This window comes from Streptosporangium amethystogenes, assembly GCF_000721075.1.
In the GTDB taxonomy this organism is placed as follows: domain Bacteria; phylum Actinomycetota; class Actinomycetes; order Streptosporangiales; family Streptosporangiaceae; genus Streptosporangium; species Streptosporangium amethystogenes.
Window position 1 is genome coordinate 135,784 of record NZ_JOEQ01000016.1, and the last position, 18,143, is coordinate 153,926.

The 18,143-nt window shown below is 69.5% G+C and carries 14 protein-coding genes; 4 read left to right on the forward strand and 10 right to left on the reverse strand.

Annotated features, from left to right (window positions below):
• Positions 1-50: 50 nt before the first annotated feature.
• From murA to purD, 3 genes are all read right to left on the reverse strand, one after another.
• A complete protein-coding gene (gene murA, locus IG98_RS0123695; RefSeq protein ID WP_030916131.1) occupies positions 51-1,319 on the reverse strand; it encodes a UDP-N-acetylglucosamine 1-carboxyvinyltransferase in 1,269 nt (422 codons plus the stop codon).
• Between the two features lie 244 nt (positions 1,320-1,563).
• Positions 1,564-2,598, reverse strand: coding sequence for a hypothetical protein (locus IG98_RS0123700; protein WP_157594476.1), 1,035 nt, complete (start codon positions 2,596-2,598; stop codon positions 1,564-1,566).
• Between the two features lie 126 nt (positions 2,599-2,724).
• The gene (gene purD, locus IG98_RS0123705) at positions 2,725-3,957 is read right to left on the reverse strand and encodes a phosphoribosylamine--glycine ligase (protein WP_030916135.1); all 1,233 of its coding nucleotides are present in this window, start codon (positions 3,955-3,957) and stop codon (positions 2,725-2,727) included.
• Between the two features lie 446 nt (positions 3,958-4,403).
• Between purD and corA the strand changes: the two genes are divergently transcribed.
• Positions 4,404-5,522, forward strand: coding sequence for a magnesium/cobalt transporter CorA (gene corA / locus IG98_RS0123710; protein ID WP_030916138.1), 1,119 nt, complete (start codon positions 4,404-4,406; stop codon positions 5,520-5,522).
• A 9-nt stretch (positions 5,523-5,531) separates the two neighbouring features.
• Here corA and IG98_RS0123715 read toward each other — a convergent pair whose 3' ends face one another.
• From IG98_RS0123715 to fbaA, 4 genes are all read right to left on the reverse strand, one after another.
• The gene (locus IG98_RS0123715; protein ID WP_030916139.1) at positions 5,532-6,458 is read right to left on the reverse strand and encodes a glycerophosphodiester phosphodiesterase family protein; all 927 of its coding nucleotides are present in this window, start codon (positions 6,456-6,458) and stop codon (positions 5,532-5,534) included.
• Between the two features lie 188 nt (positions 6,459-6,646).
• Positions 6,647-7,930 (reverse strand): adenylosuccinate synthase, encoded by a 1,284-nt coding sequence (locus tag IG98_RS0123720; protein ID WP_030916142.1) that lies wholly within the window; start codon positions 7,928-7,930, stop codon positions 6,647-6,649.
• A 150-nt stretch (positions 7,931-8,080) separates the two neighbouring features.
• Positions 8,081-8,500, reverse strand: coding sequence for a DUF3151 domain-containing protein (locus tag IG98_RS0123725; protein ID WP_030916144.1), 420 nt, complete (start codon positions 8,498-8,500; stop codon positions 8,081-8,083).
• 169 nt (positions 8,501-8,669) lie between these two features.
• Positions 8,670-9,692: a class II fructose-bisphosphate aldolase gene (gene fbaA, locus IG98_RS0123730; protein WP_030916146.1), complete on the reverse strand. Its 1,023-nt coding sequence runs from the start codon at positions 9,690-9,692 to the stop codon at positions 8,670-8,672.
• Between the two features lie 332 nt (positions 9,693-10,024).
• On the opposite strand from fbaA, the gene IG98_RS0123735 reads away from it, so the two are divergent.
• On the forward strand, positions 10,025-10,450 hold the full coding sequence (locus IG98_RS0123735) for a hypothetical protein (RefSeq protein WP_030916148.1): 426 nt from the start codon (positions 10,025-10,027) through the stop codon (positions 10,448-10,450).
• Between the two features lie 116 nt (positions 10,451-10,566).
• On the opposite strand, the gene pyrE is transcribed toward IG98_RS0123735, so the two are convergent.
• Complete coding sequence (pyrE, locus tag IG98_RS0123740; RefSeq protein WP_030916149.1) at positions 10,567-11,103, reverse strand: orotate phosphoribosyltransferase; 537 nt, start codon at positions 11,101-11,103, stop codon at positions 10,567-10,569.
• Positions 11,104-11,262: 159 nt separating this feature from the next.
• Between pyrE and IG98_RS0123745 the strand changes: the two genes are divergently transcribed.
• Both IG98_RS0123745 and IG98_RS0123750 read left to right on the forward strand, forming a co-directional pair.
• Positions 11,263-13,581 carry a zf-HC2 domain-containing protein gene (locus IG98_RS0123745; protein WP_211264072.1) on the forward strand — a complete coding sequence of 773 codons (2,319 nt, stop codon included), beginning with the start codon at positions 11,263-11,265 and terminating at the stop codon, positions 13,579-13,581.
• A 276-nt stretch (positions 13,582-13,857) separates the two neighbouring features.
• Positions 13,858-15,072: an NYN domain-containing protein gene (locus IG98_RS0123750; protein ID WP_030916153.1), complete on the forward strand. Its 1,215-nt coding sequence runs from the start codon at positions 13,858-13,860 to the stop codon at positions 15,070-15,072.
• 22 nt (positions 15,073-15,094) lie between these two features.
• Here the strand turns inward: IG98_RS0123750 and IG98_RS0123755 are convergent, their stop codons facing one another.
• Together IG98_RS0123755 and IG98_RS0123760 are read right to left on the reverse strand one after the other, a co-directional pair.
• Positions 15,095-15,727 (reverse strand): response regulator, encoded by a 633-nt coding sequence (locus tag IG98_RS0123755; RefSeq protein WP_030916154.1) that lies wholly within the window; start codon positions 15,725-15,727, stop codon positions 15,095-15,097.
• Positions 15,728-15,730: 3 nt separating this feature from the next.
• Positions 15,731-18,143: ATP-binding protein (locus IG98_RS0123760; protein ID WP_037971070.1), on the reverse strand; the 2,413-nt coding region annotated here is incomplete at its 5' end.

An 18,143-nucleotide genomic window follows, 5' to 3' on the forward strand; every position in this document is an offset into this window, starting at 1 on the left:
GCATCGTTTACACAGGTCAGCGCGGTTTTTGAGCAGCTCAAACCCGCTGATTATGACGCTGAAATCTCTCGGCGCACATCGCCGCCCAGGGCCTGCATGCGCTCGGCCAGATAAGAGTGCCCGCGGTCGATGAGATATCCCGATCCGATCACGGTCTCCCCTTCAGCGGCCAGGCCCGCGAGCACGAGGGCGATTCCCGAGCGCAGGTCGTGAGCGGTCACCTGTGTTCCAGTGAGCGGAGTCGCACCACGAACGACGGCGCTGTTCTCTTTCACTTCAATATCGGCGCCCATTTTGTTCAGTTCTGAGGCCAGAGCGAAACGACCGTCGAAGATTCGTTCATGAATGTAGCTGGCGCCGTCGGCGAGACAGGCGACCGTCATGATCGGCGACTGCAGATCGGTGGCGAAGCCGGGATAGGTGTCGGTGATCACATTGATCGGACGCAGCGGGCGATCCCTGCGCACGTGCAGCACCGCGCCGTGGTCGGCGAACTCCACCCCCATCTGCTCCAGCTTGTAGCGGACCACGCCGAGGTGGTCCAGGTCGGCGCCGACCAGGTTGACCTCTCCGCCGGTGACGGCGGCGGCCATGGCGAACACGCCCGCGTCGAGGCGGTCCGGCATCACGGTGTGCTCGACGGCCTGGAGCTCCTCCACGCCCTCCACGGTGATGAACCCGGTGCCGCCGCCGCTGATCTTCGCGCCCATCCGGGTCAGCATGTCGATCACATCGAGGACCTCGGGCTCCAGCGCGGCGTTCTCGATCACGGTGGTGCCGCGCCCGAGGGCGGCGGCCATGATCAGGTTCTCGGTGCCGGTGTGCGAGGGGGTGTCCAGGTACAGGGTGGCGCCGGTGAGGCCCGCCGACTTGACGTGGATGACCGCGTCACCCTCGTCCACGATCGCGCCCAGGCGCTTGTAGCCCAGGTAGTGGAAGTCGAGGTTGCGGCTGCCCAGGTTGCAGCCGCCCACGCCCTCGATGATCGCCTCGCCGAGACGGTGCAGCAGGGCGGGCACGAACAGCACCGAGCCGCGGAAGCGCCGGGCGATCTCCGCGGGCAGCACCGGGCTGCTCAGCGTCGAGGCGTCGATCACCAGTGTGCGCTCCGCCTCGTGGAGCTCGACCTTGGCGCCGACCGTCTCCGCCAGCTCGACCGCACGCCGGACGTCCTCGATGATGGGGACGTTGCGCAGGACCGTGCGACCTTTGGAAGCCAGTAGCGCGGCACCGATCATGGGCAACACGGCGTTCTTGGCACCCTGGATGAAGGCGGTTCCACGAAGTGGGTTGCCACCGCGCACGCGGTAACGGACCATGCGTCATGCTCCTTGGAAGTGTTCTGGATAACTCGTGTGGCGCGAGGCGGCAGCCGAGGTTATCGGCCAACAGTAGTCGTTGGATGCCCCTGAACCGGCCAGTTCGAGGGTGAACTGCCCGTGAACCGGTCGATAAGTCATCAGCCGCCGTCGCGTTGCGCGGCCACCACGCTTTCGCCTGCGGTTTCCGGGCTCGCGGGTGTCACTGTGGGGCGCGGTACCGGGAGATCCCGGGCCTCGGATGTTACCTGCCCTTCGTGTTCACCGCGGCGGTGAGCGGGGAGGCGGCCGACAGGAGATTGTCGGCCCGCTGGTCCACGAAGCGGGTGACGACCTGCTGTCCGTATCCGAACGCCATCGCCCAGACCAGGATCGCGGGCTGCGAGCCGAGCCCCGCGAAACCGGGCACGAAGCCCGAGTTCAGGATCAGTAGCCCGAGCACGGCCGTGGCCACCCCCGCGGGCGCCTTGAGCAGGTTCTGGACGACCGCCAGCGAGTAGCGGGTGGACATCTCCGAGCGGGTCGACAGCGAGGCGGCGGTGGCCAGCGCCGCGCCCAGCATGCCGATCAGGGCCACCAGCGGGACGTCGCCGTGGCCGGGCCGCAGGCCGCCGGTCGGGCAGATCTGGGCGGGCATCAGCCCCTGGTTGCGGATCACCGACTGGTCGCCGCACATCGGGATGACGTCCGGCCAGATCGCACCGATGGCCACCACGCTCAGCACGATCAGGGAGAGCATGACCACCCCGCCGAGGAGCAGGTTGCGGAAGCTGCGTACCCGCCCGGTGTCCATCGCCTGCGCGGTGTACGCGGCCCGCAGCACCGACTGCATCAGCGGCCTGTCGTTCTCACCGAGGTCTCCCACCGCCAGCCTGGCCTGGAGGTGGACAAGCCGGGGGTCGTCGCCGGGCAGATAGGCCCGGCCGATCGCGACCACCTCCGGCGCCCGCCCGCACAACTCCGCCACCGGCAGCACGCCGTACAGCATCACGGTGGCGCTGTTGACGTTGGACCAGGCGCCCTCGATGGCCTGGCCGGTCAGCCAGCGCCGCACGCCGTGCCTGCTGCGCGCGTACGCCTGCGCGCGGGCCAGGTGCGTGCCGATGCCCTCGCCCGCCGAGATCAGCCGGCCCGCCTCGTCGCACATCGTCAGGGCGCGTTCGGCGTCGGCCCTGATCTCCTCGCTCCGGGTGGCAACGTAGACCCGCCAGGTGCCCGGCCAGCGCAACACGCCGGTGTCGCCGATCCGCTCGGCGGTCAACGCTGGATCAAGCGACATCGTTCCTCCGGGGGGCGGAGTCGGCCTGGGGCGGGGCATCGGCTGCCCCAGGCTTATCGCGACATGCCGATCAGGCGCTACGCCTCGCCGGGGAAGGCTGTGCCGTTTTCAGAGATCGTGCCGCTTTCAGAGGGCGCGGCCCGCGATGTCGGTGCGATGGTGCGAGCCACGCAGCCGGATGTGCTCCACCGCCTTGTAGGCCGCCGCCCGCGCCGCGGGGACGTCCGGCCCGGTGCCGACCACGCTGAGCACCCGGCCGCCGTTCGAGACGATCCGGTCGCCGTCCAGCGCGGTGCCCGAGTGCAGCACGTAGGCGTCCTCGACCGGGTCGGACAGCCCTTCGATCACGTCGCCCTTCACCGGATCCGCCGGGTAGTTCTCCGCCGCGATCACCACGGTCACCGCGGCGCCGTCGCGATAGGAGAGCGGCCCGAACCGGTCGAGCGTCCCGTTCGCGCAGGCGAGCAGCAGGCCCGCGAGGGGCGTCTGGAGCCGGTCCAGCACGACCTGGGTCTCCGGGTCACCGAACCGCGCGTTGAACTCGATCACCTTCGGGCCCTTGGAGGTGAGGGCCAGCCCCACGTACAGCACCCCCGTGTACGGCATGCCACGCCTGGCCAGTTCGGTGACGGTCGGTATGACGGTCTCGGCCATCACCTGGTCGGCGAGGTCGTCCGGGGCCCACGGCAGCGGCGTGTAGGCCCCCATCCCGCCGGTGTTGGGGCCCTGGTCGTCGTCGTAGGCGCGTTTGTGGTCCTGGGCGGGCTGGAGCGCCACGGCCGTGGCGCCGTCGCAGAGCGCGAACAGCGAGACCTCGGGGCCGTCGAGGAACTCCTCGATGACCACCCGCCCGCAGGCGGCGGCGTGCCGGAGCGCCTCCTCGCGGTCGTCGGTGACCACCACGCCCTTGCCGGCGGCCAGACCGTCGTCCTTGACCACGTACGGCGTGCCGAACTCGTCGAGCGCCGCGGCGACCTCCTCCGGCGTGACGCAGCTGTGCGACCGCCCGGTGGGCACGCCCGCCGCGACCATGACGTCCTTGGCGAAGGACTTGGAACCCTCGATCTGGGCCGCCTGCCGTGAAGGGCCGAAACAGGGGATGCCGGCCTGCCTGACGGCGTCGGCGACGCCGGCGACCAGCGGGGCCTCGGGGCCGATCACGACCAGCTCCGCCCGGAGCCGCTCGGCCAGTTCGGTAACCGCGGCCGGGTCTGTCGGTACCACCGGATGCAGGGTCGCGACCTGCGCGATACCCGCGTTTCCGGGAGCACAGTGAACCTCGGTGACCTGGGGGTCCGCCGCCAGCGACCGGCACAGGGCGTGTTCACGCCCGCCGGTTCCAATCACAAGAACGCGCACTTGTCAGAGCCTATCGTCCCGCAGGATCGTCCCTCGGGCCGTGTCCGGCACCCCCGGATTTCGCCGGTGCCCGCCCCCCAGAGTTATCCACAGACTGTGGATAACTCTGGGGGTTTGCGATGTGTCGACAGGCGCGGGAGGTGCCGGTAAACAGGTGTGAATTTTGTCAGGTTGTGCATGATCGATGCTTGAACCTGGGAGTAAGCTGAGAGCCATCCCCCCGTTCGTGTTAAGTTTTGAGTTGCTTTGCGTGTCTCTTGCTGATTGGAGGTGGTTCGGGATGTCCTCTGGCGATCCCAGCAGTACGTGCTCGCGCACGCCTGCTGTGCGCACCCTCGACCACCCCATCTCGGTGCCCGACCGGCGCCGCACGCATCGTCGCCTCCCCTTGTGGTGACAGCGCATCGCGTGCGGAATCCCGCCAGGTTGGGCGGGAAAGGCTCGCCATGCGCTCCTCGCTCCTTTTTCCCCGTATCAGGCACGTCCGCACGATCCGTGCCCCGCACGCGCCCGCCGTCTCGCTCGGTGCGCGGATGAGCGGTGTCTGCGTCCCGCCGAGCGACTCGCTCGTCGAGTACGCCGCCTACATCAACGGTAAGAAGATCCAGGCCCTGGGCATCCCCGACGCCCTGGAGCTCGTCCGTGCGCACAACGCGTCCGTCGAAGGGAACAACGCGTTCGTCTGGGTCGGCCTGCACGAGCCCGACGCCCCCGAGGTCGAGTGGCTGGCGGAGGTCTTCGCCCTGCATCCGCTCGCCGTCGAGGACGCCGTCAAGGCTCACCAGCGACCCAAGGTCGAGCGCTACGGCGACTCGTTGTTCGTGGTCCTGAAGACCGTCGCCTACCTCGACCACGACGTGCTGACCGCGACCAGCGAGATCATCGGCACCGGAGAGATCATGGTGTTCGTCGGCACCGACTTCGTGGTGACCGTGCGGCACGGCCGGCACTGCCCGCTCTCGGAGGTGCGGGAGCGCCTTGAGGACAAGCCCAAGCTGCTCAGCCGGGGCCCCACCGGCGTGCTGCACGCGATCGCCGACCACGTCGTCGACAAGTACCTCACCGTGGCCGACCGGATGCAGACCGAGCTGGAGGACGTCGAGGCGATGGTCTTCGCGGACGTCAGCGCCCGTGACATCGGCCGGATCTACAACCTCAAGCGCGAGATGATCGAGATGAAGCGGTCCGTCACACCGCTCCAGGCGCCGATGTCCACGCTGGCCCAGCGCCGGATGATCCCCTCCGAGATGCGGGAGTACTTCCGTGACGTCGTCGACCACCTGGCCCGCGTCTGCGAGCAGGTCGAGTCGTCCAACGAACTCTGCAACTCCATACTGCAGGCGGCGCTCGCCCGTTCCAACGCGCTCGCCAACGAGGACATGCGGAAGATCTCCTCGTGGGTCGCCATCATGGCCGTCCCCACGATGATCGCCGGCATCTACGGCATGAACTTCGAGCACATGCCCGAGCTCGACTCCGTCTTCGGCTACCCGCTGGTGCTCGGCGTGATGGTCATCGCCTGCACGCTGCTCTACCGGGGCTTCCGCCGCAACGGCTGGATGTGATCCGAGCCCTCAGGCGCTCATCGGGCGGGCGGGGGTGACCGGCTTCGGGACACGCATGCCCCGCCCGGCCCACAGGGCGATCATCCGGTCGGGATAGTCGGTGACGATCGCGGCCACTCCGAGATCGAGCAGCTCGGCCGCCCGCCCGGGGTCGTTGACGGTCCACACGGCCAGCGGCAGGTCGGCCTTCTCCGCTCGCCGGGCGAACTCGGGGTCGACCATCACGTACTCGGGGGAGAGCGTGGTGCCCCCGGCCTCGGCGGCGGCGGCCGGGACGTCGCCGCCGAAGTCCTCCAGACGGAGGCCGTCGAGCCAGGCGCTGTCCATGGTGGCACGTTCGATCAGGGCGTACCGCCCGGTCGCGGGGGCCAGGGAGCGGGCGATCCGCAGGACGCGCCAGTCGAAACTGAGGATGGCCGCCCGGTCGAGCCTGCGGTGCCGGTCGAGCTCGGCGACCACCATCTCGGTGAACTCACCGACCTCGGCGCTCAGATCGGGCCTGGTCGGGTCCGACTTGAGCTCCACGTGCACCCGCACCCCGTCGGCTCCGTAGGCGTCCATCAGCCCCAGCACGGAACCCAGGGTCGGCATCCGGGTGTTCGGCACCGGCAGCTGGGTCGGGGCGAACCGGTCTTCGGGGTGGCGTGGCACCCGCACTCCGCACTCCAGCGTGCGCAGCTGCGCCAGCGTGAGCTCGCCGACCGGCCTGCCCACGTACGGGAAGGCGGGGTCGTCGCGGAAGGCGGGCCGGACGTCGGTGCTGGTCACAGCGGACACTGTGAGGTCGTGTGTGAGCACCAGCCGCCGATCGGCGGTCAGTGCGACGTCGAGCTCCAGTGCGTCGACGCCCAGCTCCAGGGCGTGGGCGAAACCGGGCAGGGTGTTCTCGGGACGGAGCCCACGGGCCCCACGGTGACCGTGAATCTCGGCATGCACACAGGGACCTTATCCACCTCGCGTACCGATCCCCCATTACGGCTCGCGCCTTGGCGTCGCCGGGCATAGGCCGTACCGGTCGAAACCAGGCCCTTGGCGCTTTTGGTCACCGCGGTGCCGCCGGCCACCGTACTCGTGCGGCGTCACCCGGCCGATCCCCGCCGCGGCGGGGATCGGCGGGAACGGACCTAGATCAGCGGGTGGATCTGGAGCGTCTCGGTGCGGCCGGGGCCGACGCCGATCGCGGAGATCCTGGAGCCGCTCATCTGCTCCAGGGCCTTCACGTACGCCTGCGCGTTGGCGGGCAGGTCCTCGAAGCTCCTGACGCCGGTGATGTCCTCCTGCCAGCCGGGGAACTCCTCGTACACCGGCTTGGCGTGGTGGAAGTCGGTCTGGGTCATCGGGATCTCGTCATACCGGACCCCGTCGACCTCGTAGGCGACGCAGACCGGAATCCTCTCCAGGCCGGACAGCACGTCCAGCTTGGTGAGGAAGTAGTCGGTGACACCGTTGATACGGGTGGCGTACCGGGCGATGACCGCGTCGAACCAGCCGCAGCGGCGGTTGCGGCCGGTGGTCACCCCGTACTCGCCGCCGGTGGTGCGCAGCCAGTCGCCCATCTCGTCGTCGAGCTCGGTCGGGAACGGACCCGAGCCGACGCGGGTGGTGTACGCCTTCAGGATGCCGATCACGCGGGTGAGCCGGGTCGGCGGGATGCCGGAACCCGAGCAGGCGCCGCCGCTCGTCGGGGAGGAGGAGGTGACGAAGGGGTAGGTGCCGTGGTCGATGTCGAGCAGGTTGCCCTGCCCGCCTTCGAGCAGCACGACCTTGCCCTCGTCCAGGGCCCTGCTGAGGATCAGCGAGGTGTCGGCGATGTGCGGCTTGAGGCGCTCGGCGTAGCCGAGATACTCGTCCAGGACCTTGTTCGCGTCGATCATCCGACGGTTGTAGATCTTGGTGAGGATCTGGTTCTTCTCCCCCAGCGCGACCTCGATCTTCTTCTGCAGGATGCCCGGGTCCAGCAGGTCCTGGACCCGCACGCCCATCCGGTAGATCTTGTCGCCGTACGCGGGGCCGATGCCGCGCCCGGTCGTGCCGATCTTGGCCTTGCCGAGGTAGCGCTCGGTGACCTTGTCGAGGGCCTTGTGGTGCGGCATGATCAGGTGCGCGTTGGCGGAGATCAGCAGCCGCTCGGAGGAGACCCCGCGGGCCTCAAGCCCGTCGATCTCGCTCAGCAGCACGCCCGGGTCGATGACGACACCGTTGCCGATCACGGGGATGACGTTCGGTGAGAGCACTCCCGTCGGCAGCAGGTGCAGCGCATATTTCTGGTCGCCGATGACGACCGTATGGCCCGCGTTGTTGCCTCCCTGGTATCTGACGACATAGTCGACCTGATCACCAAGTAGGTCGGTAGCCTTACCCTTGCCCTCATCGCCCCACTGGGCACCAACGAGAACGACAGCCGGCATTGTGATTCTCCCACCGCAAAAACGAAACCCCTGGCGCAATCGCTACAGGGGCTCTTGCGTGGTGAGAATACCCGACGGCGTCCGAAATGGGGATCTCCCACCTCGGGCGAGAGATCCCACGGGCAGATCAAGGGGCGGATCGGGGCCGGATCAGCGGCCGGTCAGCTCCTTGGAAGCCTCGGCGCTGGAGTCCTTGAGGAACTGGAAGCACCGCTCGGCCTCCTCCTTCTCCCCGATGCTCTGGGCGGCGCGGGCCAGTGCGTGCAGGCACCTCAGGAACCCCTGGTTGGGCAGATGCTCCCAGGGGATCGGGCCGTGCCCCTTCCAGCCCGCCCTGCGGAGCTGGTCCAGGCCCCGGTGGTAGCCGGTGCGAGCGAAGGCGTACGACGTCACGGCGTGTCCCGCCGCGAAGTACTCGTCCGCGAGTGCCGCCCAGGCGGTCGGATAGGCGGGGAAACGCGCGGCGACGTCGGATGGTTGGGCGCCGGATTCCAGCGCCTGTCGAGCTTCGGGCAGGTCCGGGAGCAGGGTGGGCGGCGGGCCGGCGAGAAGGTTCTCGTGCGATTCCATAGAGACAGTCCTATCTGGTGAACCCGCACCAGGCCAAGATCGGCTCCCGGGGATTTTTCGGAAGCCGATTTCGTGACCTGGCGGGGACCCTCCGAACATTGACCGGTTCTACCCGGACCAAGACGCTTTCTCTACCGAGAATTCCCGGTCTGCGTCGGCCGCCGGGTGATCAGGAGATCTTGGTGCCCGCCGACTTGAGGTGCTGGGCGGCCTCGACGATTCGTGCCGCCATCGAGGTCTCGGCGGCCTTGCCGTACGAGCGGGGGTCGTAAACCTTCTTGTTGCCGACGTCGCCGTCGACCTTGAGCACGCCGTCGTAGTTCCTGAACATGTGGTCGACGATCGGGCGGGTGAAGGCGTACTGCGTGTCGGTGTCGATGTTCATCTTCACCACGCCGTAGGCGATGGCCTCGTGGATCTCCTCAAGCAGCGAGCCCGAGCCGCCGTGGAAGACCAGGTCGAACGGCTTCTCCTTGCCGTACTTGGCGCCGACCGCGTCCTGGATCTCCTTGAGCACGCTCGGCCGCAGCTTGACGTGGCCGGGCTTGTAGACGCCGTGCACATTGCCGAAGGTCGCGGCGAGCATGTAGCGGCCGCGCTCGCCCAGGCCCAGGGCCTCGGCGGTCGCGAGGGCGTCCTCGGGGGTGGTGTAGAGCTTCTCGTTGATCTCGCCGACGACGCCGTCCTCCTCGCCGCCGACGACGCCGATCTCCACCTCAAGGACGATCTTCGCGCGAGCGGTCTTCTCCAGGAGCTCCCTGGCGATCTCAAGGTTCTCGTCCAGCGGCACGGCGGAGCCGTCCCACATGTGCGACTGGAAGAGGGGGTCCTCACCCCTGGCGACCCGCTCAAGGGAGATGTCGAGCAGCGGGCGCACGAAACCGTCCAGCTTGTCCTTGGGACAGTGGTCGGTGTGCAGGGCGATCGTCACGGGGTAGTTGGCCGCGACGACACGGGCGTACTCCGCCAGGGCCACCGAGCCGGACACCATGTTCTTGACCGTGGTGCCGGAGAGGAAGTCGGCGCCGCCGGTCGACACCTGGACGATGCCGTCGCTTTCCGCCTCGGCGAACCCTCTGAGCGCGGCGTTGAGGGTCTGTGACGAGGTCACGTTGATGGCCGGATAGGCGAAACCTCCCGCCTTGGCCCGGTCGAGCATCTCGGCGTAGACCTCTGGGGTCGCGATGGGCATCGTGTCATCTCCTGGAGACGGCTGTGGGCAGCTGGCACGGGGCTATGAGGACATCGCCCATGGGCCAGTATTCCGGGTTCCTTCCCAGCCGGATAGCTCCGCCACCACTTCGGGGCGTACGGATGTGCCCCCTGCATGGTTTTGGCGCCCACCGGTAGGAAACCTCCGGAGGACTCTTGGCGCTCGCCGGTACGGGATCTCCAGTATGACCTGGTTGGTTATAGGGGATCTTCTAGGATTTCGGGGCTTCGGGACTGATCCGCCGGGTCAGTCGTGAAATATCCTCATGAACCGCTAATCTCCACTGTGTGGGACGCCACAGGTCTGACCCTATGGGTATAGCCCGCCTGGTCCTCGCCGGACTGGCGGCGCTGGCTCTCGTCGTCCTGATCGTGGTCGGGGTTCTCTCGCTGATCGGCAGTCTCAGCTCCGGCGCCGAGGCGGACCCGTCGGCCGCGCCGATCACCGGCACGTCACCGGAGGACGCCTCTCCGGCCGCCTCCGCCACCGCCGAGCGGGTGCCGACAGTCCTCGTCGAGTGCCTGCGGGAGCACTGCCCCACGGTCTTCCTGAAGGTCACCGGGGGTGATGTGCTGCTCGACCGGGAGATGACCAGGGGCGAGCAGTTCCAGTCCTTCGACCCCAAGGTCGACGTCGTGCTGGCCGACTCCGCCGCGGTCCGCGTCCAGGTGAACGGGACCGTCCGCGCACCTGGCGAGGTGGGGCGCCAGGAGTTCACGGTCTCCCGAAACCGGTAGTGCTCCGGCCGATCCTCGCCGTGGCGAGGATCGGCCGGACGGCGCCTCACGAGGCGCGCCGCGGTGACCGAGACCGGTCCCCTCCGTGGAAGGCCCGGCAGGCGCCGGTCGATCCTCTAGTCCAAGCCGAGGTCGGCCAGGGTGTAGGCGGTCCGGTACGGCAGCCCGGCATCGGCGATCGCCTGGGAGGCCCCCCGGTCCACGATCGTGGCGACCGCCACGACCTCGGCACCCGCCGCGCGCAACGCCTCCACCGCGGTCAGCGGGGATCCGCCGGTCGTGGAGGTGTCCTCCACCGCCAGCACCCTCCGCCCCGCCACATCCGGCCCCTCGATCCGGCGCTGCATGCCATGGGCCTTCTGCGCCTTGCGCACCACGAACGCGTCGAGCGTCCTGCCCCGCGCGGCGGCCGCGTGCAGCATGGCGGTCGCCACCGGGTCGGCGCCCAGCGTCAGCCCGCCGACCGCCTCGTAGTCGAGATCCTCGGTGAGGTCCAGCATGACCCGCCCCACCAGCGGTGCCGCCTGCCCGTCGAGGGTCACCCGGCGCATGTCCACGTAGAAGTCGGCCTCTCTGCCCGAGGACAACACGACCTTGCCGTGCACCACACCCTTGCCCTTGATCTCTGCCAGCAGGTTCTCGCGATCGCTCATGGCACCAAGGTTAGGGCGATCCGGAAGACCGCCCGATCCGGGGCCGCCGGGGAGCGGCGCCGATCCGGCCGCCGGATGGCAAAAGTGCGATCCGGGTTTACGCGCGGCGCGGACTGCGGGATTATCCGGCAGGCAACTCCGGGTAATGGTGAGGTCACAATGAGTGTGAAAACATCTCAAGGCGACGCTGAACTGCTGGCCGCCGTCAGGAACGGCGACGTGGCCGCCTACCGGGTGCTCCACCAGCGGCACGCTCCCGCGGCGTACGCGCTGGCCCGCCTGCTCCTCGGTGCCGAGAGCGGGGCCGAGAGCGTCGTCGAGGAGACGTTCGCGGCGGTTCACCAGGTGATCGACCAGGGAGACGGCCCGGAGCAGGCGTTCCGCGTCCACCTGCTCACCGCCCTCCGCCGTACCGTCGGTGACACCTCCGGTACGGCGGACCTGGAGGGCTCGCCGGTGGCCAGGGCCTTTTTGTCCATGCCGGAGAGGTGGCAGCTCGTCCTGTGGCACGCCGAGGTCGAGAGGGCCAGGCCCGACGACACCGGACTCCTGCTCGGCCTGACGGTGAACGGCGCGGCCGCGCTCGCCTACCGGGCGCGGGAGGGGATGCGCCAGGCGTGCCTGCGCATCCACCTGGCCGAGACGACCGCGCCCGAGTGCCGGCCCGCACTGGCCAGGCTGGGCCACCACATCCGTGGCGGCCTGACCAGGGAACAGAGCAGGATCGTGGACGAGCATCTGGAGGGCTGCTCGGGTTGCCGCGCGGTGCTCACGGAGCTGACCGGCATCGGCCAGAGCATCCGCTCCGTCATCGGCCCGCTCGTCGTCGGTCCCGTGTTCCCCGCCTACCTGGTGGCGCTCGGCAGGATGGGCGTCACGACGGGGGGCGGACTGCCCGGCCGCTGGCGGCGGGCTCCCCGAGCCGTGCGACGCGCGGTCATGGCCGGTGCGGTCACCACCGCGGTCGTGACGGCGGCCACGCTCGTGCTGGTATCGGGTGCGGAGCCCGCGCCCCCGCCGAGCGCGGCCTCCGAGCCGATCGTCATGGCCCCGGCGCTCCCAGGCGTCGTACCGACACCCTCCGGACAGCCGAAGGCGTCCGCAGGGGAGAGCGGCGGGGCCGGCGCCGGCGAGCCGGCCGAGACCGGGCCGGGGCCGACGGGAACGGGGCAGGACGGCCGGACGGGTTCCTGGCTCGCGCCCCGCCTGGTGGCCAGGATCGACGCGCTCGGTGCCCTGATCAGGTCCGAGGCCGGCATCGTGGCGGTGCGGCTGCGCAACGCGGGTCGTGGGCAGAGCGAGGAGGTCGTCGCCTACGTAGGGTTGCCGCGCGGTGTGACGCTGCCCTCCGGATCCCGCGGGGGACACTCCGTCGGTGCCGTCACACCGGTCGGCACGGTCGACGGCTGGTCCTGCCGGGCGTGGCGGCGAGGTGCCCGGTGCGTCCGCGGTCCGCTGCCGGCGGGCCGGGCCACGGCGGTCTTCCTGAGAGTCCTGGTGTCGGACGACGCGGCCTACGGGGCGGTGCCCTCGGTCACGGTCTCCACGGCGGGGACGCGGGTGGCCGCCAGGTCGCGCAGCGGCGTACGGGCGGAGGGTGCTCCGGCGCGGTTCGCCACCGACGGCCGGGTGGCCGTCTCCGCGATCGGCAACACCCTGCTGAGCTGCGCGCCCTCGGAGCCAGGGTGCGAGGCGGCCCGCGCGGGGCAGGGCGGCCGGCGCGACAACAACAGCTGGGAGATGCGTCCCCTCGATCGTGACGGGGATCCTTCGACGAGCTCCTCAAGCGCCGCCCGGCTCGTACCGCCGGCGGCCGGCAAGGTGGTCTGGGCGGGGCTCTACTGGTCGGCGAGCGCGCCTCCCAGCGGGCGGATCAAGCTCAAGGTGCCGGGGGAGACGGAGTACCGGCAGGTCAGGGCTGCGCGGGTGGTGGAGCGAGAGCTGCCCGTGGGGCGGGGCTACCAGGCGTTCGCCGATGTGACGCGGCTGCTGGGCAGGGCGCGCGGGACGTACTGGGTGGCCGACGCCTCGATACGGCCGGGCCTCTCGCGCCATGCCGGGTGGAGCCTGGTGATCATCGTGGCCGACCCGCGCAGGCCGTACAGCCAGACCGTCGTGGTCGACACCGCGACGGTGCTGGAGCGGGGGCATCGCTCGATGCGGATACCGCTCGGAGGTCTGACGCCCACCGACGCGCCCGCGAAGGTGGCCCTGGTGACCTGGGAGGGTGACGCGGGCGTCGTGGGTGATCGGGTGAGGCTCGGTGGCCGGACCCTCCGGCCCGCCGGAGGGGAGCGGGACCCGCGCAATCCCTTCGACGGATCCGCCACCGGGGCGAGAGGCACCCGCGCGACCTTCGGCACGGATGTGGACCGCTTCCGGGCACGCCTCGGCCGCGCCCCGGTGCTGGAGCTCAGCACGCACCAGGACGTCCTGCTTTTCGGCGCGGCGGCGGTGAGCGTACGGACCGCTCCGTAGGCGCCTTCGAGGGGGCCGGGCCGCCGGTAGGACGGACGCGGTGCAAGACCTCGGAGATGGATGGCGTATAAGCACCCTGCGGAGGGGGTTGACGAACGGGACAAACTGGTACGGTCTGCGTAAACGGTCCGGCGTATGGTCGAGCGCGGGTGGAATCGTCGGGATTCACCCTCGGACGGTCAGTCGCTTGATTACCCTGAGGAAGGGCCGTCTGTCTGGGCTCTTTCGGGCTTGTCTGAGCCAGAGGATCGGGCCACGTAGGAAGGGCGGTGTCAGGTGGATCGTTGCGCGCTGTTCGTGGACGCCGGTTACCTGCTGTCCGACGGCGCGATGGCGGTGCACGGAACCCGCCATCGCGAGGCGGTCTCCTGGGATTACCCGGGGCTGCTCCAACTGCTCAACAAGCTGTCGAGAGAGCGTACCGGCCTGCCGCTGCTCCGCTGTTACTGGTACGAGGCGACGGTGGAGGGGCGGCGCACTCCCGAGCACGACACGCTGGCCGACATCCCCGGCCTCAAGCTCCGCCTGTCGCGTATCCGCCCCGGGCGCCGCGAGGGCGTCGACGCCCAGGTTCATCGCGACCTGATGACGCTGGCCCGCAACGGCGCGGTCTGCGACGCGGTCGTGGTCAGTGGCGACGAGGACCTGGCGCAGGTCGTCTGCGACGCCCAGGATCTCGGTATCCGGGTCACCGTGGTGCACATCAGCGCCGACGGCAGCTGGGCCGTCTCCCGCACGCTCCGCCAGGAGTGCGACGACCTGATCGAGGTCGGTGCCGGCCAGTTGCGGCCGCACGTCAGCCTGATCGGCGACGAGGCGCCGCCCCTGGCGGTCAACGGCCACCAGCACGGTACCAACGGCCACCCCGTCGCGACTCGCGGCAGCAACGGCTCCCCGGTGGCCGGTCCGGCCACCGGCCCGGTCCCCGCGGTCCAGGCACCCCGTGCGGCGCATGCCCAGCACGCGCTGCCCTCCGCCTATCCGAGCTACCCCCAGGAGTCGCAGACCACCCCGGCGACCCCGGCCGCCCCGGCCGCCTCGCCCCCCCAGACACCGCCGCTTTCACCCGCTCCCACGCCGTCGCACGCGGCCGTCAACGGCTCGACCGGTCCGCTGCCGTCCGCCCCGCAGTACTCGCTGGGCAACACCGGCGGCATGCCGAGCTACCAGGCGTCGCAGATGGGCGCCTACAGCGGCCCTCAGTCGGCCCCCGTGCCGACGCAGAGCACCGGGACCGGTGCCGCGACGACCCTCTCCGACGCGGTGAAGGCCGCGCACAAGGAAGGCCACGACTTCGGCGAGTCCGTCGCCAAGGACGCCCCCGCCCTGTGGCTGGAGGCGGTTCTCGCCCGTAAGCCCCGGATGCCCTCGGACCTGGAGGCACGGCTGCTCCAGGGCTCCTCGCTGCCGATCGACTTCCTGCTGCACGACGAGGTCCGCCACGCCCTGCGCCGCGGCTTCTGGGACGCCCTGGAGCGCGCCCGCCGCTGAGGTTCGCGCTTCGCGACCCTGGTCAGGTGAGGGCGTCGAAGCCGGCGCGCAGGTGGTTGAGGCGGCTGGTCAGATCGGATATCGGGCCTACCAGGCCGGGAACGTCGTTCTTGTGTGCCAGCTCGGTGACCCGGGCGAGCTCCTTCTCGACCGCGGCCAGGCGCTTGGACAGCTCGGGCAGCACGGTCGCCTGCTCGTCCGCCTCACCGGGCGGCAGCTCGGCGGAGAGGCGCTCGCGGAGCATGGCGGCCTGCTCGGCCATCCTGCGGTTCATGTTGTAGAGCTCCACGAACACCGCGACCTTGGCCCGGAGCACCCAGGGGTCGAAAGGCTTGGTGAGGTAGTCGACGGCGCCCGCCGCGTAGCTGCGGAAGGCGTAGTCGGGCGCGCTGTCGACCACGGTGAGGAAGATGATCGGGATGTTGCGGGTGCGCTCGCGACGCTTGATGTGGGCCGCCGTCTCGAACCCGTCCATGCCCGGCATCCGGACATCGAGCAGGATCAGCGCGAACTCCGTGCCGAGCAGGGCCTTCAGCGCCTCCTCCCCGGACTTCGCCCGGACCGGTATCAGGTCGAGTGAGCTGAGGATGGCTTCCAGCGCGATCAGATTCTCCTCCCGGTCGTCCACCAGGAGGATCTTGGCTCTGTCCGGCATCGATCACACGCCTTCGTCGGAGTCACCGGTCGGCTTGCCTCTGGTCAGCCAGCCGCGTAGCCGTTCCAGCAGGCGGTCGACGTCTACGGGCTTGGGCACGTAGTCGGAGGCGCCGGATGCGATGCTCTTCTCCCGGTCGCCTCGCATGACCTTAGCGGTCAGCGCGATGATCGGCAGGTCCGCGAACTGTGGCATCCGGCGGATCGCTGAGGTGGTGGCCCAGCCGTCCATCTCCGGCATCATGATGTCCATCAGGACGAGGGCGACGTCCTCGTTACGTTCCAACTGCTCGATGCCCTCGCGGCCGTTCTCCGCGTAGATCACCGTGGAGCCGTAGCGTTCGAGCACGCTGGTCAGTGCGAACACGTTGCGGATGTCGTCGTCCACGATCAGGATCTTCGCCCCGGTCAGCGGGTCGTCGCCCTTCCACGGCTTGCCCTCGCCCTGCGGGGGGAAGTGCGGCAGGGGCATGTCGTCGCCCCGCGCCAGCTCCGGCAGGTCGTCGGAGCCTTCGAGCACGCCGATGAGCGCCGGGTTGCGGGAGGAGGCACTGGGGGCGCTCGCCCCCCCGTCACGTGAGGCCAACGGACCGCCGTAGGACGGTGGCAGGTAGAGGGTGAAGGTGCTGCCCTCGCCGACCTTGCTGATCACATGGATCTCGCCGCCGAGCAGGCGGGCGATCTCGCGGCAGATGGACAGGCCCAGACCCGTGCCGCCGTACTTCCGGCTGGTGGTGCCGTCGGCCTGGCGGAACGCCTCGAAGATGACCTCCAGCTTGTCCGATGCGATCCCGATGCCGGTGTCGACCACCTCGAAGGCCAGGATGCCGTCGGCGCCGCGCAGGGTGTCGTCCACGAAGGCGACGGAGCGACCGGCGTGGATCACGCGTAGCCGTACCTCACCCTTGGGAGTGAACTTGATCGCGTTGGAGAGCAGGTTGCGCAACACCTGCTGGAGGCGCTGCTCGTCGGTGCGGAGTTCCTGCGGTATCGACGGGTCGACCTCGACGGTGAACGACAGGCCCTTGTCCTGGGCCAGCGGGGCGAAGGTGGCCTCGAAGTAGTCGACGAGCTTGGGCAGGGAGATCTGCTGGGGATGGATGTCCATCCGCCCCGCCTCGACCTTCGACAGGTCGAGAATGTCGTTGATCAGCTGGAGCAGGGCCGACCCGGCGCCGTGGATCGTCCTGGCGAACTCCACCTGCTGGGCGGTGAGGTTGCCGTCGGCGTTCTCGGTGAGCAGCTTGGCCAGCACGAGGAGGCTGTTCAGCGGGGTGCGCAGCTCGTGGGACATGTTGGCGAGGAACTCGGACTTGTAGCGCGAGGAGACCGCGAGCTGCTCGGCGCGCTCCTCCAGCGTGCGCCGGGCCTGCTCGATCTGGAAGTTCTGGATCTCGATGGCCCGGTTCTGCTTGGCCAGCAGCGCCGCCTTGTCCTCCAGTTCGGCGTTGGAGCGGCGCAGCTCCTCCTGCTGGCGCTGGAGCTCGTCGGAACGCTCCCGCAGCTCGGTGGTGAGACGCTGCGACTCGGTCAGCAGGTCCTCGGTACGGGAGTTGGCGATGATCGTGTTCATCGTGACACCGATGGTCTCGACGAGCTGGTTCAGGAAGTCGTGGTGGATCTCGCTGAACTCGCTGAACGAGGCCAGTTCCAGCACGCCGAGCACCTGGGTCTCGAACAGGACCGGCAGCACGACGATCTGCGCGGGCGTCGAGGTGGTGAGTCCGCTGTCGATGGTCAGGTAGCGGGCGGGCACGTTGCTGAGGATGATTCCCCGGCCCTCCAGCGCGGCCTGGCCGATGATGCCCTCGCCGGTGGCGAACCGTTGCCGGGGGCCGCTGCCGGGTCGCACGCCGTATCCGGCGATGAGGTGCAGGTCGTGGTCGCCGAAGGGATCGGCGAGGTAGAAGGCGCCGTAGCGGGCCGACACCAGCGGGGTCAGCTCGCTCATGATGAGCTTGGCGACCTCCATCAGGTCGCGATGGCCCTGCATGAGGCGGGAGATCCTCGCCAGGTTGGACTTCAGCCAGTCCTGTTCCTGGTTGGCGGTGGTGGTGTCGCGCAGCACCGCCACCATCATGTTGATGTTGTCCTTCAGCTCGCCGATCTCGCCCTCGGCGTCGACGGTGATGGAGCGGGTCAGGTCACCGGTGGCGACGGCGGTGGTGACCTCGGCGATGGCGCGCACCTGGGTGGTGAGGCGCGCGGCGAGCTCGTTGACGTTCTCGGTGAGGCGCTTCCAGATGCCCTCGGCGCCTTCGACCCGGGCCTGGCCGCCGAGCTGGCCCTCGGAGCCGACCTCGCGGGCGACCCGGGTGACCTCGGAGGCGAAGGAGGAGAGCTGGTCGACCATGGTGTTGATGGTGGTCTTCAGGGCGAGGATCTCGCCCTGGGCGTTGACGTCGATCTTGCGGGTC

Coding starts and splice junctions, on each gene's coding strand:
- IG98_RS0123755 (WP_030916154.1), bottom strand. CDS start 15,727: ATGCCGGACAGAGCCAAGATCCTCCTGGTGGACGACCGGGAGGAGAAT.
- corA (WP_030916138.1), top strand. CDS start 4,404: ATGCGCTCCTCGCTCCTTTTTCCCCGTATCAGGCACGTCCGCACGATC.
- IG98_RS0123700 (WP_157594476.1), bottom strand. CDS start 2,598: ATGTCGCTTGATCCAGCGTTGACCGCCGAGCGGATCGGCGACACCGGC.
- murA (WP_030916131.1), bottom strand. CDS start 1,319: ATGGTCCGTTACCGCGTGCGCGGTGGCAACCCACTTCGTGGAACCGCC.
- pyrE (WP_030916149.1), bottom strand. CDS start 11,103: ATGAGCGATCGCGAGAACCTGCTGGCAGAGATCAAGGGCAAGGGTGTG.
- IG98_RS0123745 (WP_211264072.1), top strand. CDS start 11,263: ATGAGTGTGAAAACATCTCAAGGCGACGCTGAACTGCTGGCCGCCGTC.
- IG98_RS0123720 (WP_030916142.1), bottom strand. CDS start 7,930: ATGCCGGCTGTCGTTCTCGTTGGTGCCCAGTGGGGCGATGAGGGCAAG.
- IG98_RS0123725 (WP_030916144.1), bottom strand. CDS start 8,500: ATGGAATCGCACGAGAACCTTCTCGCCGGCCCGCCGCCCACCCTGCTC.
- IG98_RS0123735 (WP_030916148.1), top strand. CDS start 10,025: ATGGGTATAGCCCGCCTGGTCCTCGCCGGACTGGCGGCGCTGGCTCTC.
- fbaA (WP_030916146.1), bottom strand. CDS start 9,692: ATGCCCATCGCGACCCCAGAGGTCTACGCCGAGATGCTCGACCGGGCC.